This window comes from Clostridium brassicae, assembly GCF_026738875.1.
Lineage (GTDB): Bacteria > Bacillota > Clostridia > Clostridiales > Clostridiaceae > Clostridium_H > Clostridium_H brassicae.
The window spans coordinates 1-19,951 of sequence record NZ_JAPQFJ010000034.1; the positions used below are offsets into that span (position 1 = coordinate 1).

Genomic DNA, 19,951 nt, shown 5'->3' on the forward strand with positions numbered 1-19,951 from the left:
AATTCTGTGAAATTATTCCAGAAGGCTCCGCCTAAAAATCTGGGCGACTATGGAATATATTGAATAATATTAACAGGTAATTATATGAAAATATAATCTTTATATTTGTACGAAATCTAGGTAATTACAAACACAAATGTAAATACAATCAATCATGGTTTATATTTGTGTTGTATTATATTATTTGGAATAATTTTATTTTATATTAGAGTTGTGTATAAAAACTATTTAATTAGCTTATATTTAAAATTAGTTTTCTAAAAGCTACAAGAGTTTTTGTTGTAAATAGCAGAAAATTCTTATTATTTTCAAATATAATCTTAGAAATAATATTATAATTAACAATTAATGTAAAGGAATTCCGTTTGTGCTTCATTTTGTACGTTTTGTGCATTTAGTATTGAAAAGTTGAGTATAGAATTATATAATCTGGACAAGGCTTTGGTATAATTTAACAAAATTTATGTAATACAAGAAGAAATGAATATAGGCATTTTTGACGCTAATGAAAATTTAAGAACTGACTTTTATGCTAGGGGCTGAATGAAAATTTAATGGTTGAAGAATCTAATGTTTATGAAAAATAAATGTGGCTGTCGCATTAAAAAATTTACATTTAATATACTGCTTTGAAAGTTTAAATTTAACACAATATTATTGTAAAATTTATTATTAGTACGACAGTTCCATTTAGATAGGAGAAGCTTATGCGAAAAATTAGGTCAATATTAAGATATGAACTTTTAAATTTAAACAGAAATTTGATCATAATTGTAATGTTGTTATTGCTTATATTTGGTTTGCAGCAACAATTATGGGCATCAAGGATATCTGGTGAATTTCGATTGAATCTTGTTACTTTTTTAAAAACCTTTTGGCTGCCAATAAATCTGATATACATACCAATTTTGATTATAAATGAAATAATAGGCAGCAGTAATCAAGAGATATTTGAGGTACTTAATATTTCTAAAAAGGAAAGATTTTTAGGGAAATTTTTTACTAGTACAATAATAAATTTAATTATAATAGCGGTTAATGTGTTAATAGTAGTTAGAGTAGCCATTATAGCAAAAGCTCCCTTTAATTATTCATTATATTTTATTCTTATGTATTTATTAAATATAATTACTGCGCTTTTTTGTTATAGCTCTGTTGGACTCTTAATCGGTGAGACAATATCAAAATTCACACTTAGAATCTTTTCTTATCTACTAATGATTATATTTTTCCTAATTACAAACAATTTCTACAGAGAGCCTGATATGCTTACTCCAATTATGAAAGTAGACACATTACCAAGCACTTTTGAGTTGTTCTCTTTAGATAAACTAACATTTTATCACTTTGTCTTTTGGAATTTAATAACTTTATTAATACTGTATTTGCTATATAACATTAAAGAACTGCAGCCTTTAATGCTGAGAAACAAAATAATATTATGCTTTTTTGCAGTTGCTATTTTTGTATCCTATATAGGTGGAGCAAGGTATAATCCTAACAAGTATTGGATTGAAAATGACTATATTAATGAAAACTATGAAAAACAATCTGTATTAAGTGATGGGTTTACAATTGAAAGTTATAATATGAAACTAAAGCTTCAGGATATAGTTTCTAATGACTGCAACATGGATATTATAGTTAATAAGGAAAATTTAAATAAGTTAGACTTAAACTTATATAACACCTTGAAACCATCAAGCATAAAAATAAATGAAAAAGAAGCTGAATTTAAATTTAAAAATGATAAGTTAACAATATTACTACAAGAGAACTACAAAAAAGGTGAAAAAATAAAACTTTCTATAAAGTATTCAGGAATAATTAATACTGTAGATGAGCAAGGAAAGAAAAGATTTTTTGTAAATAGCCATTCCATATTTTTAGCTGACTATTTTCCTTGGTATCCAAAACCAGAGTTCATGGGAAATATTAAAAAATATGAAATGAAAATAGAAAATAATAATGGAAAAGTTTACTCAAGCCTTAATGAAAAAAATAATGGCACTTTTGAAGGAAAAGGGAAAGAGGTATTTTTAGTTAAGAACAGATTATTTTCAAAACGCTTGTATAAGGGGAAAGAGTTTGTAGGAAATGCTGAACAAGTAGGAACAGATGCCCTATGTGAAGACTTGATACATGCATTTGAAGGAATTAATAAAATAGACAATTATAAAAGATTAATTATAACGCCTCAGAGAGATAACGAACATCTTCTTTATGACTTGTATGAAGGTCAAGCTATATTTGGGTTAATAGATTATGATGAAGTTTTATAGTGAAGGAGGCAGAAATATGAGTAAAATAGTTGTAGACAATTTATCTTATAAATATAAAAACACTAAAGCACTAAGCAATGTAAGCTTTGAGGTAACTGATGGATTAATTGGAGTTATTGGAGCTAATGGCGCAGGTAAAAGTACTCTTATGAAATTAATAACCACCTTACTAAAAATTAAAGATGGAGATATAAGCATTGATGGTACAAGCTATAAAGAAAGAATAGATAAAATTAGAGGACAGCTTGGCTATCTTCCGCAGGATTTTACGGTTTATAAATCTATAACAGGAAGAGAATTATTAGATGTTTTAGCCACTATTAAAACAAATTATACTAAGAAAGAAAAGAAAGCTCATTTAGAAGATATAATTAGAGATTTTGATCTAGAGGATTATATAGATAGAAAAATTAAAGAGTATTCAGGAGGTATGAAGCAAAAGCTAGGTTTTGCTCAAGCAATAATAGGTAATCCAAAAGTTATTGTAATGGACGAACCTACTGTTGGATTAGATCCTGAGCAGAGGAATATAATAAGGGGTTTATTTCCTATTATGTCTAAGGGAAGAATAGTTTTTGTTACTACTCATATTGTGGAGGACATAGAGTATTATTGTAATTATTTATTAGTTTTAAATAAGGGAAACTTAATTTTTAAAGGAAGCAAAGAAGATTTTATTAAAGAAGCAAAAGGATATTTATGTGATGTAGTAATGGATATAGAGGATGTTATGGAACTAAAAAAACAAGTTAAAATAATTAGTTCAATTCCTAGTGGGGATAAGATTCGAGTAAAGTATATATCAAAAGAAAAATTAAGTAATGATGCTAGTGCTGCAGATATTTCATTACAAGATGCCTATATGTTCCATTGTGATCTATATGATGAGGGATTAAAAAATGCTTAATTATTATAAAAAACATATTAACAATATATATAATTTTAATTTTTTTAAGGTTTTATTTTTTTTAACAGTTCTTTTAAACGGAATGTTACTATTATCAGTAAAAACTAATCATATAGGTTTTAATCATGATTCACCAATAAATAACTTATTCTCAATTTGTGACTTTTATTTATTGATAATATATGTGGTTTTACTTATATTTACTATAGGTATGGATTTTAAAAATAGCATGAGTGATATTAGTCTTTCTGCAAGCAAAAGTAAAAGTAATGACTATATAATAAAAAAAATACTAACTATAATAAGTCAATATGGTATATGCTATATAATAACATTAATAAACATTATTTATTGCTACAATTCAATTATCAATAAAGACAATAAGGTACCATATCACTTGGAGATATTAATATTAAGCTCCATCATAACCACTATTTTTGTTACTAGTATAACTATATTTTTTATTGTTTTAATAAAAGACATTCCTAAAACTATTATAATTGTAACTTTCTTATATTTTGTTGGAGAGTATTTGTGGAGAGGGAAAGCAACACAAAAATATGGAATACTGGCCCACAGATTTTACTGGGATTGGGCAGATATGGGATTTAACATTAAGGTAAAACTAATATATTTGGCCATGTCTATAGTACTTCTTATATTTTCTTACTTTTGGTTAGGAAGAGGAATAAAAAAGTAATCATAAGGGATTGTGATTGAACTAATCTAAAATTTACATTTATTTCCCAAGAAATTCAGTATAATAAAGCTATAGTTAGGCTAACGTTAGCTTTACTATAGCTTTATTAAAAAATATCTGTAGTTCGTGCAATACTAGTACTATTTCTTTTAACTAAAAAAGGCTCATATTCAAGTCGCATAATACAAGATCTATTTTGTGTATTTAAATGGGATTTACTATTTATTTTTTTTGATATAATATTAACAGCCTCAGTTCCTTTATCTTCTATAGCATGATCTATAGTGGTTAAGGATATTTTATGTAAGGAGGATAATAAAGTATTATCAAATCCACAAACTGAAAAATCATTTGGAATTTTATATTTCATCTCTGATAAAGCATCAATGATTCCAATAGCAACCATATCATTAGTACCAATAAAAGCTGTCATGTCTTTTCTTTCATCTAATAATTGTTTAGTTAAATTATAACCTGTTAAGTATTCAGTTTTATCTAATGGATATTTAGAAACATTTTTTAAGTCTTCATTTTTTACTATAATATTATTAATATCAATATTATGATCTAAAAAACTTTTTTTTAGCCCATTAAGTCTTTGAATTCTAGGAATTTCATGTTGAAGTAACGGAGTAGACATATAAGCTACTTTTTTATGTCCGAGTGACAAGATATGTTCTCCTATAATATATCCTGTTTTATAACTATTTAACTCAACAGAATCTAAGTTAAGGTTTTGATTTTTATCGCTAATTAAAACAATAGGAGTTGAGGAAGACAGCTCCTTTATTTGAGATATTAAAGTAGATTGGTATAAATAAATAATTCCTGCTACCTTAAATCTTGAATACATATTCAGATAATGTTTTTCAAGTTTAGGATTTCTCATTGTAGGAGCTATAAATATAGAATATCCACATTTATTTGCTTGCTTAGTAATTGAATGTATAAGCATAGTATAATATAGATTAGAAAGAGAAGGACACATTATCATAATAAGCTTAGATAATACTTTTTCAGTACATAATTTATTTTTGCTATTTTTTTCATATCCTAAAACTTTTGCTGCGTTAAGAACCTTTTCTCTTGTTTCATAAGAAAAAGAAACGTCAGGTCTATTATTTAACACCATAGAAACAGTTGACTGTGAAACACTAGCATAATCAGCAATATCCTTTGTTGTTATTTTACGGTAAGATGCCAAGTAAACCACTCCTTTTCTTTTACTTTTAGTATACAAAATAGGAATAAAAAAGACAAACAGTGAATCAATAAATAAAGTTACTATTAATACAATAAAAATTCCTTGAGCTTTTTATCATTTTTAGTTAACTTTAATCCTTTATTAAATAAGTATAATGACTCTTAATTACAAATTATTAAAACATTAATTAAATAAATGTATTGACAACGTTTTAATAATAATATATCATATAAATATACCTGGTACGTACCACACTACCAGAAATAAATAATATTCAATTATTACTAATAGAACAGCTAAGCTTTAAGAATCCTATTGACAACGTTTTAATAATGATATATTATATAAACATACCTGGTACGTACCACACTACCGGGCGTGAAAAACAATTTATTGTTATTAATAGAATGGTACAACCTTTAATAATTTTATTGACAACATTCTATTACTGCTATATGATTTAATTATAATTGGTACGGACCACGTGTAGGATGCTTTACCTATAGTTAAATAATTACAGTGTTAGGAGTAGGAAAATGAGACGTATAGATAAAAACAGTAGAATTCCACTATATTCCCAATTGATGGATATAATAATTGAAGAAATTGAAACAAGTATGGAGGAAAATGATCAATTACTATCAGAAAGAGAAATTTGTGATAAATATGATGTAAGCAGATCAACAGTAAGACAGGCAATTGCGGAATTAGAAAGAGAAGGATATATATATAAGCTACATGGAAAAGGTACTTTTGTGTCACCAAAAACATTGAATCAAGATTTACTAGAATTCTATAGTTTTACAGAAGAAATGAAAAAAATAGGTAAGAAACCTTTATCTAAAGTCTTGAAATTTGAAGTTATAAGTGTAAATAATGAGTTTAGTAAAAAAATGAAATTAAAAGAAGGGGAGTTAATTTATAAATTTACTAGGCTTAGAATAGCTGATGGTATCCCTATGATGTTAGAGACAAGTTACATTCCATATAACAGATTTCCAGGAATAACAAAGGAAAATTTAGAGGGAGAAGCATTATATGATATATTGAAAAATAGGTTTAATGCTAGTATTACTATGGCTGAAGAGGTGTTTCAACCAGTTTTAGCTAATGAAGAAGAAGCTAAAAGTCTACAAATATCTAGTGGATTACCAAGTTTAAAAATAGAAAGATTCACATATGAAAATGAATCTGTAATAGAGTATACACTAAGTATTGCTAGAGGTGACAAGTTCAAATATAGAGTGAAATTAGAAAAAAAATAAAATTATGTAAACAATAAATAGTGCTCATACAATGTAGTCTTTTTAATATAACTGGTAATGATGTCATAATATTAGTACCAAATGTGTGGTAAATTAGTATTTATTTTTATAATAAGATGTAATCTAAATTGGAATCTAAAAAATAACATAAGTAAACTTTTGAGAAGATATAATGAAAGGCTAGTAGGTGATATAATGGAAAAATTATTTAATATTAGTGTGGACAAGCTAAAAGAGGTTGGTGGATATGCAACTGCAGAAGAAATTCATCATCAACCAAGACTTTGGAAAGAAACTTTAGAAATACTGAGTTCGGATAAAGAAAGAATATCTAGTTATTTGAGTAAACAATTAAGCAAGAAAGGTGTAAAAGTAATACTTACAGGGGCTGGTACTTCAGCTTATATTGGTGATACAGCAGTTCCTTATTTGTCAAAAATATTAGATGTAGAAGTAGAGTCAATAGCAACTACTGAAATTGTAAGTAGTCCGGAAGATTATTTGGAACGAGAAGTTCCTACAATTCTAGTATCGTTTGCACGTTCTGGTGATAGTCCAGAGAGTGTTGCTACTTATGAATTAGCTGAAAAGTTAGTAGACGATTTAAGTCAAATTATTATAACTTGTAACAAAGAAGGAAGTTTAGCTAAAAGAGCTAAAGAGAATGAAAATAATTTAGTAATATTGATGCCAGAAGAATCAAATGACAAAAGTTTTGCTATGACAAGTAGCTTTACATGCATGTTGTTGACTGCATTAACTATATTTGATATGAAAAATTTAGAAAAAAATATTGCTGCTTTTAATAAAGTTATAAGCAACGGTAAAAGAATAATAGATACAGAAATAGAGGAAATACTAAAGATAGTTAAACTCTATTATGATAGAGTTGTTTATTTAGGATCATCAGCTTTAAGAGGATTATCAAAGGAGGCATCTTTAAAGAATCTTGAGTTAACTAGTGGAAAGATTTTTGCAGTTAATGAATCTGTTTTAGGATTTAGACATGGTCCTAAATCAATTGTTAATGATAAAACTCTAGTATTTATGTTTATGTCGAATAATGACTATACAAGAAAGTATGACATGGATTTGTTAAAAGAAATATGCAATGATGAGGGAGAACACAAAGTAATTTCTATCACATACAACAAAGATGTTGAAATTGAAAAAATATCAGATAAAACTTTTGTTGTAAATGAAGATAAGCAAGAGGTTATGGAGGATGCATTTGCAGCGTTAAACTTTATAATATACGCTCAAGTATTTTCATTATTTTATTCATTAGAGTTAGGAATTTCACCTGATAACCCAAGACCAAGCGGAACAGTCAATAGAGTGGTTAAAGGTGTAAATATATATCAATATAATTAACAAAAGGAGGTATAGTTATGCCAAATATATTATTAACAAGAATCGATAATAGGTTAATTCATGGTCAGGTAGGAGTAACTTGGGTAAATCATCTAGGTGCAAATCTAATAGTGGTTGCTAATGATGAGGTTGCCGAAGACGAGGTACAGCAAGATTTAATGGATATGGTAGTTCCAGAGGTTATTGGTACTAGATATTTCACAATTCAGAGGACTGTAGATATTATAAGTAATGCCGCTGAAGATCAATTAATATTTTTGGTTTGCAGAACACCACAAGATGTACTAAGACTAGTAGAAGGTGGAGTGCCTCTTAAAAAAGTAAATATAGGTAATATGCATTTTAGTGAAGGTAAGCAACAAGTAGCTAGTACAGTTTCATTAGATGAAAGTGATAAGGAAGCATTTAGAAAACTTCATAAGCTAGGAGTTGAATTAGAAATTCGTAGAGTACCTGATGAAAAGCCAGAAGACATACTTAAGTTCCTATAACAGTTAATTTTAGAACTTTATTAAGAATTACAGAATCATATATAAAATTATATAAATAAGGAGGGAAATATTATTATGCTCATAAAAGCGTTGATAATTGCCATTTGGGCTGGTATAGCAGGAATAGACTTATTTGATGGATTAACACATATACACAGACCCCTTGTTACAGGTTTAGTTGTTGGTTTAATATTAGGAGATTTCCATACAGGTCTTGTAACTGGTGCAACCTTAGAACTTGTTTGGATGGGTATGGTACCTTTAGCAGGGGCACAACCACCTAATGTAGTAATTGGAGGTATTATAGGTACATCATTTGCAATTTTAAGTCATCAGAATCCTAATGTAGCAGTAGGTATAGCAGTACCATTTGCAGTAGCAGTACAAGGAGCAATTACATTAATATTTACAGCATTCTCACCTGTTATGCATAAAGCAGATAGATATGCTGAAAATGCAGACACAAGAGGAATTGAAAGAATAAACTATTTAGGAATGTTAGTAATATTTATATTTTATTTTGTTATAGCATTTTTACCAATATATCTTGGAGCATCTTCAGCTACAAAAATAGTTCAAGCATTACCTCAATGGTTAATTGGAGGACTTTCAGTAGCAGGTGGAATGATGCCAGCTATCGGATTTGCAATGCTTTTAAAAATTATGTTAAAGAAGGAATATATTGCATTTTTGATAATAGGATTTATTTTTGCAACTTATTTAAAATTACCGATATTAGCAATAGCATTAATAGGAACGGCAATAGCATTATATGATTTCTATGCAAATAAAGGTAAAGGAGAAAAGGTTAACAGAAGGGAGGTACGTTCAAGTGGAATCTAATGTAAACGTAAGTCAAGAAAAAAGCACAGAGAAAGTTATAACTAAAAAAGATTTAAATAAAATGGCTTGGCGTTCACTTTTCCTACAGGCATCATTTAATTATGAGAGAATGCAAGCTGGAGGATGGCTATATAGTTTATTACCAGGACTCAAAAAGATATACAAAAACGACAAAAAAGGTTTATCTAATGCAATGAAGGATCACTTAGAATTCTTCAATACACATCCATTCTTAGTAACATTCATTTTAGGTATAGTTACTGCAATGGAAGAGAATAAAGAAGATAGGGATACAATAAGAGCAATAAAAGTTGCAACAATGGGACCACTTGGAGGTATTGGTGACGCGTTATTCTGGTTAACAGCACTTCCAATCTGCGTAGGTATAGGTGCTTCATTAGGTATACAGGGTAATATAGCAGGACCAATTGTATTTTTAGTGTTATTTAATGTTATTCACTTTGGGTTAAGGTTTGGATTAATGCACTATGGATATAGTACAGGAACTAAAGCGATTAAAGTATTAAAAGAAAATACTAAAATGGTATCACACGCTGCATCAATTGTTGGTCTTACAGTTGTTGGTGGATTAATAGCATCATATATTAACTTTAAAACTACATTAGTAATTACAGCAGGTAAAGCAAAGGTAGCTCTTCAAGCTGATGTATTAGATAAGATATTACCTAATATGTTACCACTGGGATATGCATTTTTAATGTATTATTTATTAAAGAAAGGTTTATCACCAGTTAAGCTTATAGGTATAACTGTTGTAATAGGTGTATTAGGAAGACTTACAGGAGTACTATAGACTTAAATTGTAAACCATTTAAATTTTAAATTAGGCTTCATTTGAATAAAAAAATTCAATTGAAGCTAAAATTTATTAGAAATAAAAATTATAGTTTTGCTTGTTAGAATATGAGAGATAAGTGAGGAATATGAGATGATAGGAATAATAGTTAGTGGACATGGCAATTTTGCTAGTGGAATTATGAGCTCATTAGAGCTTATAGCAGGAAAACAAGAAAAGGTTATAGGTATAGATTTTACTATAGAAGATAATACAGAAAGCCTAGAATCAAAATTAAGAGCTGCAGCAAATGAATTGATAGATTGTGAAGGAATATTATTTTTAACTGATATAGTTGGAGGAACACCATTTAAAACTTGTGCACTTCTAACTCAAAATATAGAAAATAGCAAAGTTATTGCAGGTACAAACCTTGGAATGTTACTTGAAGTTAGCTTGTCAAGAGAAAGTGCAACTGTAGAGGAATTAAAGAACATGTCTTTAGAATCAGGCAAAAATGCAATAAAAGCCTATGAAACAAAAGCAAAAAAACAGGTTTCAAGTAACGGTATTTAGAATTGGAGATGAGCAAAAAGTGAAATATGGTATAAGGGTAAAAAAGGCTTATTGTGAAGACAAGGTATTAGAAGATGCTATGCTAATAATAGAAAATGGAATTATAAAGAAAATAGTTCATGGTCAGTATCAAGAGGAACTGGGAGATATACTAGATTTAACAGAATATAATATAATTCCTGGATTAGTTGATTTACACATACATGGAGCTAACGGTTATGACACAATGGACGCTAAGTTTAGCTCTATTAACGAAATATCAAAATATCTAGCATCAAAAGGCATAACATCATTTTTACCAACTACCGTAACAGATAATATAGAAAATATTAAAACAGCACTTACTAATGTATATGAATCTATGAAAAAAGTTGAAGGTGCTGAAATACTAGGGACTTATGTAGAAGGACCTTATATAACAGAAGAGCATAAGGGTGCTCATTCAGAGAATCTTATAAAAGAATTAGACATAGAAGAGATAGATGAGCTTATTAAAGCATCAAATAATACTGTTAAAGTAGTTACTATAGCACCTGAGAAGAAAAATGCTAATGAATGTATAAGGTATTTAACTGAAAGAGGCATTCAAGTGTCTATGGGACATACAAGTGCAACTTATGATGAAGCATCAAAAGCTATTCAGTGTGGAGCAAAAATTGCAGTTCATACGTTTAATGGCATGAGAGGCTTCAATCATAGAGAACCAGGGATTTTGGGTGCTGTTTTAACTAAGGATGAGGTTTATTGCGAATTAATAGCTGATTTAGTTCATGTTCACCCCGCAGCTATAGAATTATTACTAAAATGTAAGGATGAAAATAAAGTGATTTTAATTAGTGACTCTATGCAAGCAGCTGGATTAGAAGACGGAGAATATGTACTAGGTGCTTTAAAAGTTATAGTTAAAGATTCAGTTGCTAGAGTTGAAAGTGGTTCTTTAGCAGGAAGTACTACAAATATATTAAGCTGTGTTAAAAATTTAATTGAAAAAATAGGAGTTGACCCATTGAAGGCTTTAAAGATGGCTTCATTAAATACTAGTAAAATATTAAAGCTAGATGAGTCTATTGGAAGCATTAAAGAAGGGAAAAAAGCGAATCTAGTTGTTGTAGATGATAACTTCAATGTAATTAAAACAATAATTAATGGAATAATCGTATACAATAGATAGAAAATTTATGGAGGTAAATGAGTATGAAAGATATAGTATCTACAAAAGAAATGCTACTTAAAGCTCAAAAGGAAGGGTATGCAGTTCCAGCATTTAATATACACAATTTGGAAACAGTTCAAGTAGTAGTTGAAACTGCTGCTGAAATGAGATCACCTGTAATATTAGCAGGTACTCCAAGCACAATAAAGTATGCAGGAGCAGATTACTTAATTTCAATTGCAAGTACAGCGGCTAGAAAATACGATATACCAATAGCAATTCATTTAGATCACTTTGAAGATGTTAGTTTGATAAAAAATTATATTGATTTAGGATTTAGATCATCAATGATTGATGCTTCACATGAACCTTTTGAAAAAAATATAGAAACAGTTAAAGAAGTCGTAGAATATGCACATAAATCAGGAGCAACAGTAGAAGCTGAGCTGGGAAGATTAGGTGGACAAGAAGATGATTTAGTGGTTGATGAAAAAGACACAATGTATACTAATCCACAAAGTGCAAAAGAATTTGTAGAAAGAACAGGAATAGATTCATTAGCAGTTGCTATAGGTACTGCTCATGGTTTATATAAAGGAGAGCCAAAATTAGATTTTAATAGATTAAAAGAAATAAGAGAATTAGTGGATGTGCCACTAGTACTTCATGGAGCTTCAGACGTTCCAGACGAGCTTGTTCAAAAAGCAATAAGTTTAGGCATTTGTAAAGTGAATGTAGCCACTGATTTAAAAATACCATTTGCTAATGCTGTTAAAAATTACTTCCTAGAACATCCAGATGCTAATGATCCAAGAAAGTATATGGTGCCAGGTAAAGAAGCCATGAAGGCGATTGTAATGCATAAAATAAATGTATGTGGTAGTAAAAATAGAGTATGATAACAACTATAACATTTAACCCATCAATAGACAAGCATTATATACTAGATGATTTAATTAAAGGAGAGGTAACTAGGGCAAAGAAAGTTCAAAATACAGCAGGCGGAAAAGGCTTAAATGTAAGCAGAGTAATAAGACTACTAGGAGAAAGTGTTACTGCTACAGGTTTTTTAGGTGGTAATTCTGGAGGTTTTATAGTGGACAAACTTAGTGAACTAAAGATAAATAATAGATTTATTAAAGTAAAGGGTGAAACAAGAAGTTGCCTAGCTATAATCACTAAGGACTTAGCTCAAACGGAGATATTAGAACCAGGACCAACTATACAAGAAGATGAAATGGCAGAATGGGTAAAAGCTTATGACGAAATATTAGAGGATTCATCTATAATTTGCGCATCAGGTAGTTTGCCAAGAGGACTTTCTGTATCAACTTATGGTGAAATAATTAAAAAAGCAAATATAAAAGGTGCTAAATTTCTTCTTGATACAAGTGGTGAGGCATTGAAAAAAGGAATAGAAAGTAAACCATATTTTATTAAACCTAATATTGATGAATTGAAGGCTATTACTGGTGAAAGTATAAATAGCGACAATGATGTGCTAAAAATAATAGATAAGATTCATGATAAAGGAATAAAACTTGTAATGGTGTCTCTAGGTGCAAATGGGTCTATAGCTGGATTTAATGGAAAAAAATATAGAATTTATGTTCCTAAGATTAAAGCAGTTAATCCGGTTGGGTCTGGTGATTCTATGGTAGCTGGGATTGCTGTAGCATTAGAAAGAGGCTATAATATTGAAGATGTGTTAGCATTTGCATCAGCTACTGGAACAGCTAATGCTATGGAGCAGCAAACAGGATATGTAAATATAAACAATGTTAATAAAGTTAAAGAAGAAATTAGAATAGAATTAATATAAAAGGAAAATCGTTGAGATCGAATTTACTCAGCGGTTTTTTCATCATATAAATAAAATGTTTAGGAGATAAAATGTTTAATATAAAAGAATACGTAGATAAGTTTAAAATATATGAGCTTAGAGATGAAAAAGCTGATTCATGGATTAAAATATGCCCTGAGCGTGGAGGAATAATAACAAGTTTTGGAGTAAATGGGGCCGAAATATTATATTTAAACAAGGAAACTTTTTATGATACAAATAAAAATATAAGAGGTGGAAACCCTATACTATTCCCTTTATGTGGTCAACTTCCAGATTGTAAGTATACTTTAAATGACAAAGAATATATTATGAAAAATCATGGAATAGCTAGAACTGCTTTATGGAAAGTAGTAAGTAAGAATAATGATGAAAATGCATCAATAAAATTAAGTTTTAAAAGTAATAAAGAAACTCTAAAATCTTATCCATTTGAATTTGAATTACAATTTGAATATGTGTTAAAAGGAAATAAACTTACAATTAACCAACAGTATATAAATAATTCAAATAGAATTATGCCAATGTCAGCTGGATTTCATCCATATTTTTATGTGAAAGATAAAAAAGGTGTAAGATTTAATATAGACACTGATGAATACTTTAATAATTTAGATTTAGAAACAAAACAATGTAGTGAAGATAGTATATGCTTAAATGATTTAAAAGAATTCAATTTAATTTGTTATAATAGAAAAGATAATATGAGTTTTTATCTTAAAGATTTAAATAGAAAAATTATTTTTGATTATAGTAATGAGTTTAGGTATATAGTAATTTGGTCAACCCCTGGGAATGATTTTGTATGTGTTGAACCTTGGACTTCTAAAGTAGGGGTACTTCAGTCAAAAGAAGGTTTGTTAGAGATTAATCCAAGGGATAAATTAGAACTATCATACTCAATAACAGTAGAATAAAGAGGGATTTATTTTTGATTGAACTAATACTATTAATTTTGGAGGGATTAGTGTGAAAATAGGAATAGTTGGAATAGGAAATATAGCACAAAAAGCATATCTTCCTGTTATAGGAACCATGGAAGGAATAGAATTAATTTTATGTACTCGTAACCAAAAAATATTACAGAATGTTTCAAAAAAATATCGTATATCAAAATATGTGAATGCTGTTGAAGACTTAATCAAGGAAGGAATAGATGCTGCTTTTGTACATGCAACTACTGACGCGCACGTAAAAATATTAGAAAAGCTAATTAGTAATAATATACATGTATATGTGGATAAACCAATAGCTAATACATATGATGAGGCTTTAAAAATAACCAAACTAGCAGAAAAAAATAATGTAATGTTTATGGTTGGATTTAATAGAAGATTTGCGCCTATGTATACTAAGTTAACAGAAGTTACAAATCCTAATATAATATTAATGGAAAAGAATAGAGTTAATAGTCCAAAAGCTATACGAGAAGTTATTTTTGATGATTTTATTCATATAATTGATACACTTTGTTATTTACTCAATGAAGATATAAAGGATATAAAAGTTAATTCATTAGTTAAGGAAGGAAAACTCTATAACATTGTTATCCAGTTAGAAGGCACAAATTCTGTTGCAATTGGAACTATGAATAGAGATAGTGGTGTTAATGAGGAAATATTAGAATTAATGAGCCCAGGAAATAAGTATATAGTAAGAGGATTAGAACACCTTACTTATTTTGTTAATGGCGAAGAAAAAAGATTTAAGAACAAGGATTGGGATCCAATTCTTTATAGAAGAGGATTTCAACAGATAATAGAACATTTTATATCTTGCATTATTAATAATAAAAAACCTAACATTTCGTTAAGGGATGCATTAATTACACATGAGTTATGTGAGAAAATTGTAAATCAATTAGAAGCTAGATAAAACTTATAAAGTAATGATATATTAGAAAAAATAAATATAAAAGCATTCTTATGGAATACACATTAAATATTCACTTCTTTATGTTGAGGTATTTTGTTTTTCGTTTAATACATTCAACATTTAGGGGTGAATTTGCTTTTTTTGAAATTATAAAATATCAGTAAATTCAATGACTATAAAATATAAAAGTTATTCAATTAATAAATAAATTTATTATTAATGAAACAAATTTATTTAATAATAATTTAAATAATATTTATTAATAAAATTTATAATTTATTAATCAGAAATTAATAGATATTAAAACTAATTTTATAAATTTTAATTATTAGTCTTATTTAATCAAATTTTAGATATGTTTATAAATCTTAAAAAGAGTATATATTATGATTTCATATTAAAATATTAGTGATTTTTTATTAAGAAGTGTTTTATAAGAAAATATATATAAAATTAAAATATTAATAAATTTAATAAAAGGATTTTTTAAGAAAAATTGTGCTTATTAAAGAAAATAAAAATATTAATTTTATAATGCTTAAGATATTAATAAACTAGTCAGTGCCTTGGTTGACATGGAATTTAAGTCATATTTATAATGTCAGTATAAATATGTATTTAATAGAAAAAATAAACATGTTAAAGGGTGGTTATGTATGACTAATATGAAGATAAATTCTATGGCAGATTATTTACATCATAATTTCTTTTGTTCTTGTGGTAAAAATCATAAAACAGATTTAGAGTATGTAGAAATATCAGAGGATGCAATAAAAAAAATACCTGAGTTTATTGAAAAAAAATCTTACAAGAAAATATTTATGGTGGCAGATAAGAACACATATGTAGCAGCTGGAAAACAAGTTGAAGAGGAATTTAAATTAGCAAATATTAAGGTGAATAAGATAGTATTAGATGAAGAAGAGGTTGTACCAAATGAAGAAAGTATAATGAAAATACAACTTTCTATGGAAGACAATTATGATCTTATAATAGGAGTTGGTACTGGAACAATTAATGATATGTGTAAATATATCAGTTATAAATTGAAAATAGATTATATTATTGTAGCCACAGCACCTTCTATGGATGGATTTGCATCAGTTGGAGCAGCACTTATAATTAATAATTTAAAAACAACATATGATACACATGTTCCAACAGCTATTATAGCTGATATAAATGTTTTATCAAAAGCTCCAATGAATATGATAACAGCAGGATTAGGTGATATTTTAGGTAAATATACTTGTCTATGTGATTGGAAAATAGCTAATATTATAAATGGAGAATATTACTGTGAAGAAATAGTTAAAATGGTTAAAAAATCTATAAAAAAGGTGGTTCAAAGTGCAGATAAAGTAATGTCTCGTTCAAAAGAAGCAATAAATAATATTACAGAAGCTTTAATAGGAACTGGAATTGCTATGAGTTTTGTTGGAAATTCAAGACCGGCATCTGGAAGTGAACATCATATTTCTCATTATTGGGAAATGAAATTTTTATTTGAAGGAAGAAAACCAGTATTACATGGAACAAAGGTTGGTATAGGTACTGTAGCTGTTATAAAATTATATGAAATGCTATTAAAAGAGAAAATAGATTTTGAAAAAGCTATAGAAGTTGTGGAAAGTTATGATCAAAAGATATGGGAAGAAAAAATGAGAGAAAGTTATGGGTGTGCTGCAAATGGAGTTATACAATTAGAAAGTAAAACGAAGAAAAATTCAAAAGTTATTCATGGTAAAAGAATTAAGAAAATAGAGGAACATTGGTCTGAAATTACAAGAGTTATAGAAGAATCGTTGCCTAGTGTTAAAGTAATAGAAGACACTTTAATATCATTAAATGCACCAATTAATCCAAATCAAGTAGGTGTTCATTATGAAATGATTAAAGAAAGTATACTAGTAGCTAAAGAAGTAAGAAATCGTTATAGTTTATTGCAATTATTATGGGATTTAGGAATTGCAGATAAGATGGCAACTAAAATAGCAGATTATTTTGAGTATGAACAGACTTCATATATAGAGTTAAACAATAAATATATAAAGGAAAAAATAAATAATATTAAATGTTTTATTTTAGATATGGATGGAACTATTTATTTAGGAAAAGATTTATTCGATTTTACACCAGAATTTTTAAAGACAGTAAAAAAAACTAATAGAGAGTATTATTTTTTTACAAATAATTCATCAAAGAGTCAAGAAAGCTATATAAATAAATTAAAGAATATGAATATAATAATTGAGCCTAAGCAAATGATGATTTCTAGTCATGTTATAATAAAGCATTTAAAGGAAAATTATAAAGGAAAAACTGTATATGTTGTTGGAACAAAATCTTTGTTAGATGAATTTAGAAAATCCAATATAAATTTTGAGGATGAAAACCCTGATATTGTAATAATTGGATTTGATACAAGCCTTACTTATGAAAAACTTGAAAAAGCATGTAATTTTATAAGAAATGGAAAAATATATTTTGGAATTAATCCAGATTTAAATTGTCCTATGGAGAGAAATACTCTTATTCCTGATTGTGGATCTATGGCAAGGTTAATTGAAAGTTCAACTAATAGACTTCCAGAATTTTTTGGTAAACCTTCTCATTATACATTAGAATATATAATTGAAAAAACTGGGTATAAAGAAAATGAAATTGCTATTGTTGGAGATAGATTATATACAGATATAGCAGTAACTAAAGATAGTGATGTTCTATCAATATTAGTATTGAGTGGAGAAACACAAAAAAGCGATATTGGTAAAAGCAGTATTCAACCAGATATAGTTGTAAATTCTTTAGCTGATATTACAAAAGTATTACAAAGTTGAATTTGTGAGGTGTAAAAGTTATGGGAAAATATGCTATAGGTGTTGATTTTGGAACATTATCAGTTAGAGCATTATTAATTAATATAGAAACAGGTGAGGAATTATTAACTAAAATTTATGAGTATCCTCATGGTGTTATGATAGATAGTATTCCTACTGGTGAAAAACTAGAAATTGATTGGGCTTTACAACATCCAAAGGATTATGAGATAGGGTTAATTGAAACATTAAAAGGTATTATGGATGAGGATTTAGTAAGTAATGAAAATATAGTTGGAATAGGGGTGGATTTTACATCCTCTACAATATTACCTACAACAAAAGAAGGAATTCCCCTCTGTTATTTAAAAAAATATGAACATGAACCACATGCATATGCAAAGTTATGGAATCATCATTCAGCGCAATATTGTTGTGACAAGATTTATGAAATTGCCAAAAATACAAATCAAAAGTGGCTTCCTTTGTATGGAGGGAAGATTTCAAGTGAGTGGATGATACCTAAAATAATGCAAATAGTAAAGGAGGCACCTCATATATATGATGCAAGTGATAGAATAATAGAAGCTTGTGATTGGATAACATGGATTTTAACTGGAGAAGAAACAAGAAGTGCTTGTGCTGCAGGTTATAAAGCATTTTATCATCATGAAATGGGATATCCAGATAAAAATTTTTTTAAATTGTTAGATTATAAGATGGAAAACGTTGTGCAAGAAAAATTATCAACTAATATTAAATCAATAGGTGATTGTGCAGGATATTTGACTAAGAATATGGCAGATAAAACAGGATTAAAAGAAAGAACACCTGTAGGGGTTAGTATTATAGATGCTCATGCATCAGTTGCTGCAAGTAAGATAGATGGTCCAGGGAAAATGCTTATAATCATGGGGACATCTTCTTGTCATATGTTATTATCCAAAACAGAAGAAGGAATTCCAGGAGTCTGTGGTATTGTAAAAGATGGGATTCTTCCAGGATATTTTGGATATGAGGCAGGTCAATGTTGTGTAGGAGATCATTTTGCATGGTTTAAAGAAAATGCACTTCCAAGTAATTATAAAGAAGAAGCTAAAAAATTAGGAATAAGTGAATTTTGAGTTATTGAATAAAAAATTAAAAAACTATAAAATTGGAGAAAGTGGACTTATAGCATTAGATTGGTTTAATGGTGTAAGGTCAACTTTAATGGATTTTGATTTAACAGGAATGATATTAGGAATGACATTAAAAACCAAACCAGAAGAAATTTATAGAGCACTAATAGAAGCAACTGCTTATGGGACAAGAAATATTATAGAAAAGTTTGAAAAGCATGGTGTAGCAGTTAATGAAATGTGTGTTGCAGGTGGAATACCATCAAAAAATCCTATGCTAGTTCAAATATATTCAGATGTGTGTAATAAAGAAATAAAAGTTGTGGATACTAATCAATCAGGAGCTTTAGGAAGTGCTATTTTAGGAATTGCAGCGGCAAAAGAAAAATTTACTGGATACAAAAATGCCAATGATATAGCAAGACATCTAGGTAAAGTTAAAAAGAAAACGTTTAAACCAATTAAAGAAAACGTAATCATATATAATAGCTTATATAAAGAATACTTAAATCTTCATGATTATTTTGGAAAAGGTGAAAATAATATTATGAAAAGGTTGAAACAGATTAAAGCAACTGAGAGTGTAAAATAATCTGTGTAAACTCCATAAGAATTGATATAATATTCTTATAAAAATGGAGGGTGCACAGATTATGTCTTTTTCAAGAAAAGAACTTATTAAACAATTAATTAAAGAGACAA

The 19,951-nt window shown here is 28.2% G+C and carries 18 protein-coding genes; 17 read left to right on the forward strand and 1 reads right to left on the reverse strand.

What is annotated here, in order from left to right; all coding sequences use genetic code 11:
* Positions 1-707 precede the first annotated feature (707 nt).
* The 3 genes from OW729_RS18370 to OW729_RS18380 are packed head-to-tail and all read left to right on the forward strand — an operon-like array spanning position 708 to position 3,889.
* A complete protein-coding gene (locus tag OW729_RS18370; RefSeq protein WP_268063001.1) occupies positions 708-2,282 on the forward strand; it encodes a hypothetical protein in 1,575 nt (524 codons plus the stop codon).
* Positions 2,283-2,298: 16 nt separating this feature from the next.
* Positions 2,299-3,189 (forward strand): ABC transporter ATP-binding protein, encoded by an 891-nt coding sequence (locus tag OW729_RS18375; protein ID WP_268063002.1) that lies wholly within the window; start codon positions 2,299-2,301, stop codon positions 3,187-3,189.
* Positions 3,182-3,889 carry a hypothetical protein gene (locus tag OW729_RS18380; protein WP_268063003.1) on the forward strand — a complete coding sequence of 236 codons (708 nt, stop codon included), beginning with the start codon at positions 3,182-3,184 and terminating at the stop codon, positions 3,887-3,889. The genes OW729_RS18375 and OW729_RS18380 overlap by 8 nt, the downstream gene beginning before the upstream one ends.
* 106 nt (positions 3,890-3,995) lie before the next feature.
* Here the strand turns inward: OW729_RS18380 and OW729_RS18385 are convergent, their stop codons facing one another.
* Positions 3,996-5,102, reverse strand: coding sequence for a LacI family DNA-binding transcriptional regulator (locus tag OW729_RS18385; RefSeq protein ID WP_407647708.1), 1,107 nt, complete (start codon positions 5,100-5,102; stop codon positions 3,996-3,998).
* 527 nt (positions 5,103-5,629) lie between these two features.
* Here OW729_RS18385 and OW729_RS18390 point away from each other — a divergent pair.
* The 14 genes from OW729_RS18390 (at position 5,630) to OW729_RS19520 (ending at position 19,841) form a co-directional block, all read left to right on the forward strand.
* Positions 5,630-6,358, forward strand: a complete 729-nt coding sequence (locus tag OW729_RS18390) for a GntR family transcriptional regulator (RefSeq protein ID WP_268063005.1) — start codon at positions 5,630-5,632, stop codon at positions 6,356-6,358.
* 195 nt (positions 6,359-6,553) lie between these two features.
* Positions 6,554-7,732: an SIS domain-containing protein gene (locus OW729_RS18395; protein ID WP_268063006.1), complete on the forward strand. Its 1,179-nt coding sequence runs from the start codon at positions 6,554-6,556 to the stop codon at positions 7,730-7,732.
* A 17-nt stretch (positions 7,733-7,749) separates the two neighbouring features.
* On the forward strand, positions 7,750-8,223 hold the full coding sequence (agaV, locus tag OW729_RS18400) for a PTS N-acetylgalactosamine transporter subunit IIB (protein WP_268063007.1): 474 nt from the start codon (positions 7,750-7,752) through the stop codon (positions 8,221-8,223).
* 75 nt (positions 8,224-8,298) lie between these two features.
* Complete coding sequence (gene agaW, locus OW729_RS18405) at positions 8,299-9,066, forward strand: PTS N-acetylgalactosamine transporter subunit IIC (protein WP_268063008.1); 768 nt, start codon at positions 8,299-8,301, stop codon at positions 9,064-9,066.
* A complete protein-coding gene (locus OW729_RS18410) occupies positions 9,056-9,880 on the forward strand; it encodes a PTS system mannose/fructose/sorbose family transporter subunit IID (RefSeq protein ID WP_268063009.1) in 825 nt (274 codons plus the stop codon). Before agaW ends, OW729_RS18410 begins: the two co-directional genes overlap by 11 nt.
* Before the next feature lie 135 nt (positions 9,881-10,015).
* Positions 10,016-10,438, forward strand: a complete 423-nt coding sequence (gene agaF, locus OW729_RS18415; RefSeq protein WP_268063010.1) for a PTS galactosamine/N-acetylgalactosamine transporter subunit IIA — start codon at positions 10,016-10,018, stop codon at positions 10,436-10,438.
* A gap of 19 nt (positions 10,439-10,457) precedes the next feature.
* Positions 10,458-11,609, forward strand: coding sequence for an N-acetylglucosamine-6-phosphate deacetylase (gene nagA / locus OW729_RS18420; RefSeq protein WP_268063011.1), 1,152 nt, complete (start codon positions 10,458-10,460; stop codon positions 11,607-11,609).
* Positions 11,610-11,632: 23 nt separating this feature from the next.
* The gene (locus tag OW729_RS18425) at positions 11,633-12,490 is read left to right on the forward strand and encodes a tagatose bisphosphate family class II aldolase (RefSeq protein ID WP_268063012.1); all 858 of its coding nucleotides are present in this window, start codon (positions 11,633-11,635) and stop codon (positions 12,488-12,490) included.
* Positions 12,487-13,413 carry a 1-phosphofructokinase gene (gene pfkB / locus OW729_RS18430; RefSeq protein ID WP_268063013.1) on the forward strand — a complete coding sequence of 309 codons (927 nt, stop codon included), beginning with the start codon at positions 12,487-12,489 and terminating at the stop codon, positions 13,411-13,413. The genes OW729_RS18425 and pfkB overlap by 4 nt, the downstream gene beginning before the upstream one ends.
* Before the next feature lie 71 nt (positions 13,414-13,484).
* Complete coding sequence (locus tag OW729_RS18435; RefSeq protein WP_268063014.1) at positions 13,485-14,351, forward strand: aldose epimerase family protein; 867 nt, start codon at positions 13,485-13,487, stop codon at positions 14,349-14,351.
* 52 nt (positions 14,352-14,403) lie between these two features.
* Entirely contained in the window at positions 14,404-15,309 is a 906-nt protein-coding gene (locus OW729_RS18440) for a Gfo/Idh/MocA family protein (protein ID WP_268063015.1), read from the forward strand.
* Between the two features lie 656 nt (positions 15,310-15,965).
* Positions 15,966-18,149: an iron-containing alcohol dehydrogenase gene (locus OW729_RS19445; RefSeq protein ID WP_326498387.1), complete on the forward strand. Its 2,184-nt coding sequence runs from the start codon at positions 15,966-15,968 to the stop codon at positions 18,147-18,149.
* A 20-nt stretch (positions 18,150-18,169) separates the two neighbouring features.
* Entirely contained in the window at positions 18,170-19,252 is a 1,083-nt protein-coding gene (locus OW729_RS19515; protein ID WP_407647709.1) for a ribulokinase, read from the forward strand.
* 4 nt (positions 19,253-19,256) lie between these two features.
* Positions 19,257-19,841: an FGGY-family carbohydrate kinase gene (locus OW729_RS19520; RefSeq protein WP_407647710.1), complete on the forward strand. Its 585-nt coding sequence runs from the start codon at positions 19,257-19,259 to the stop codon at positions 19,839-19,841.
* Positions 19,842-19,951 lie beyond the last annotated feature (110 nt).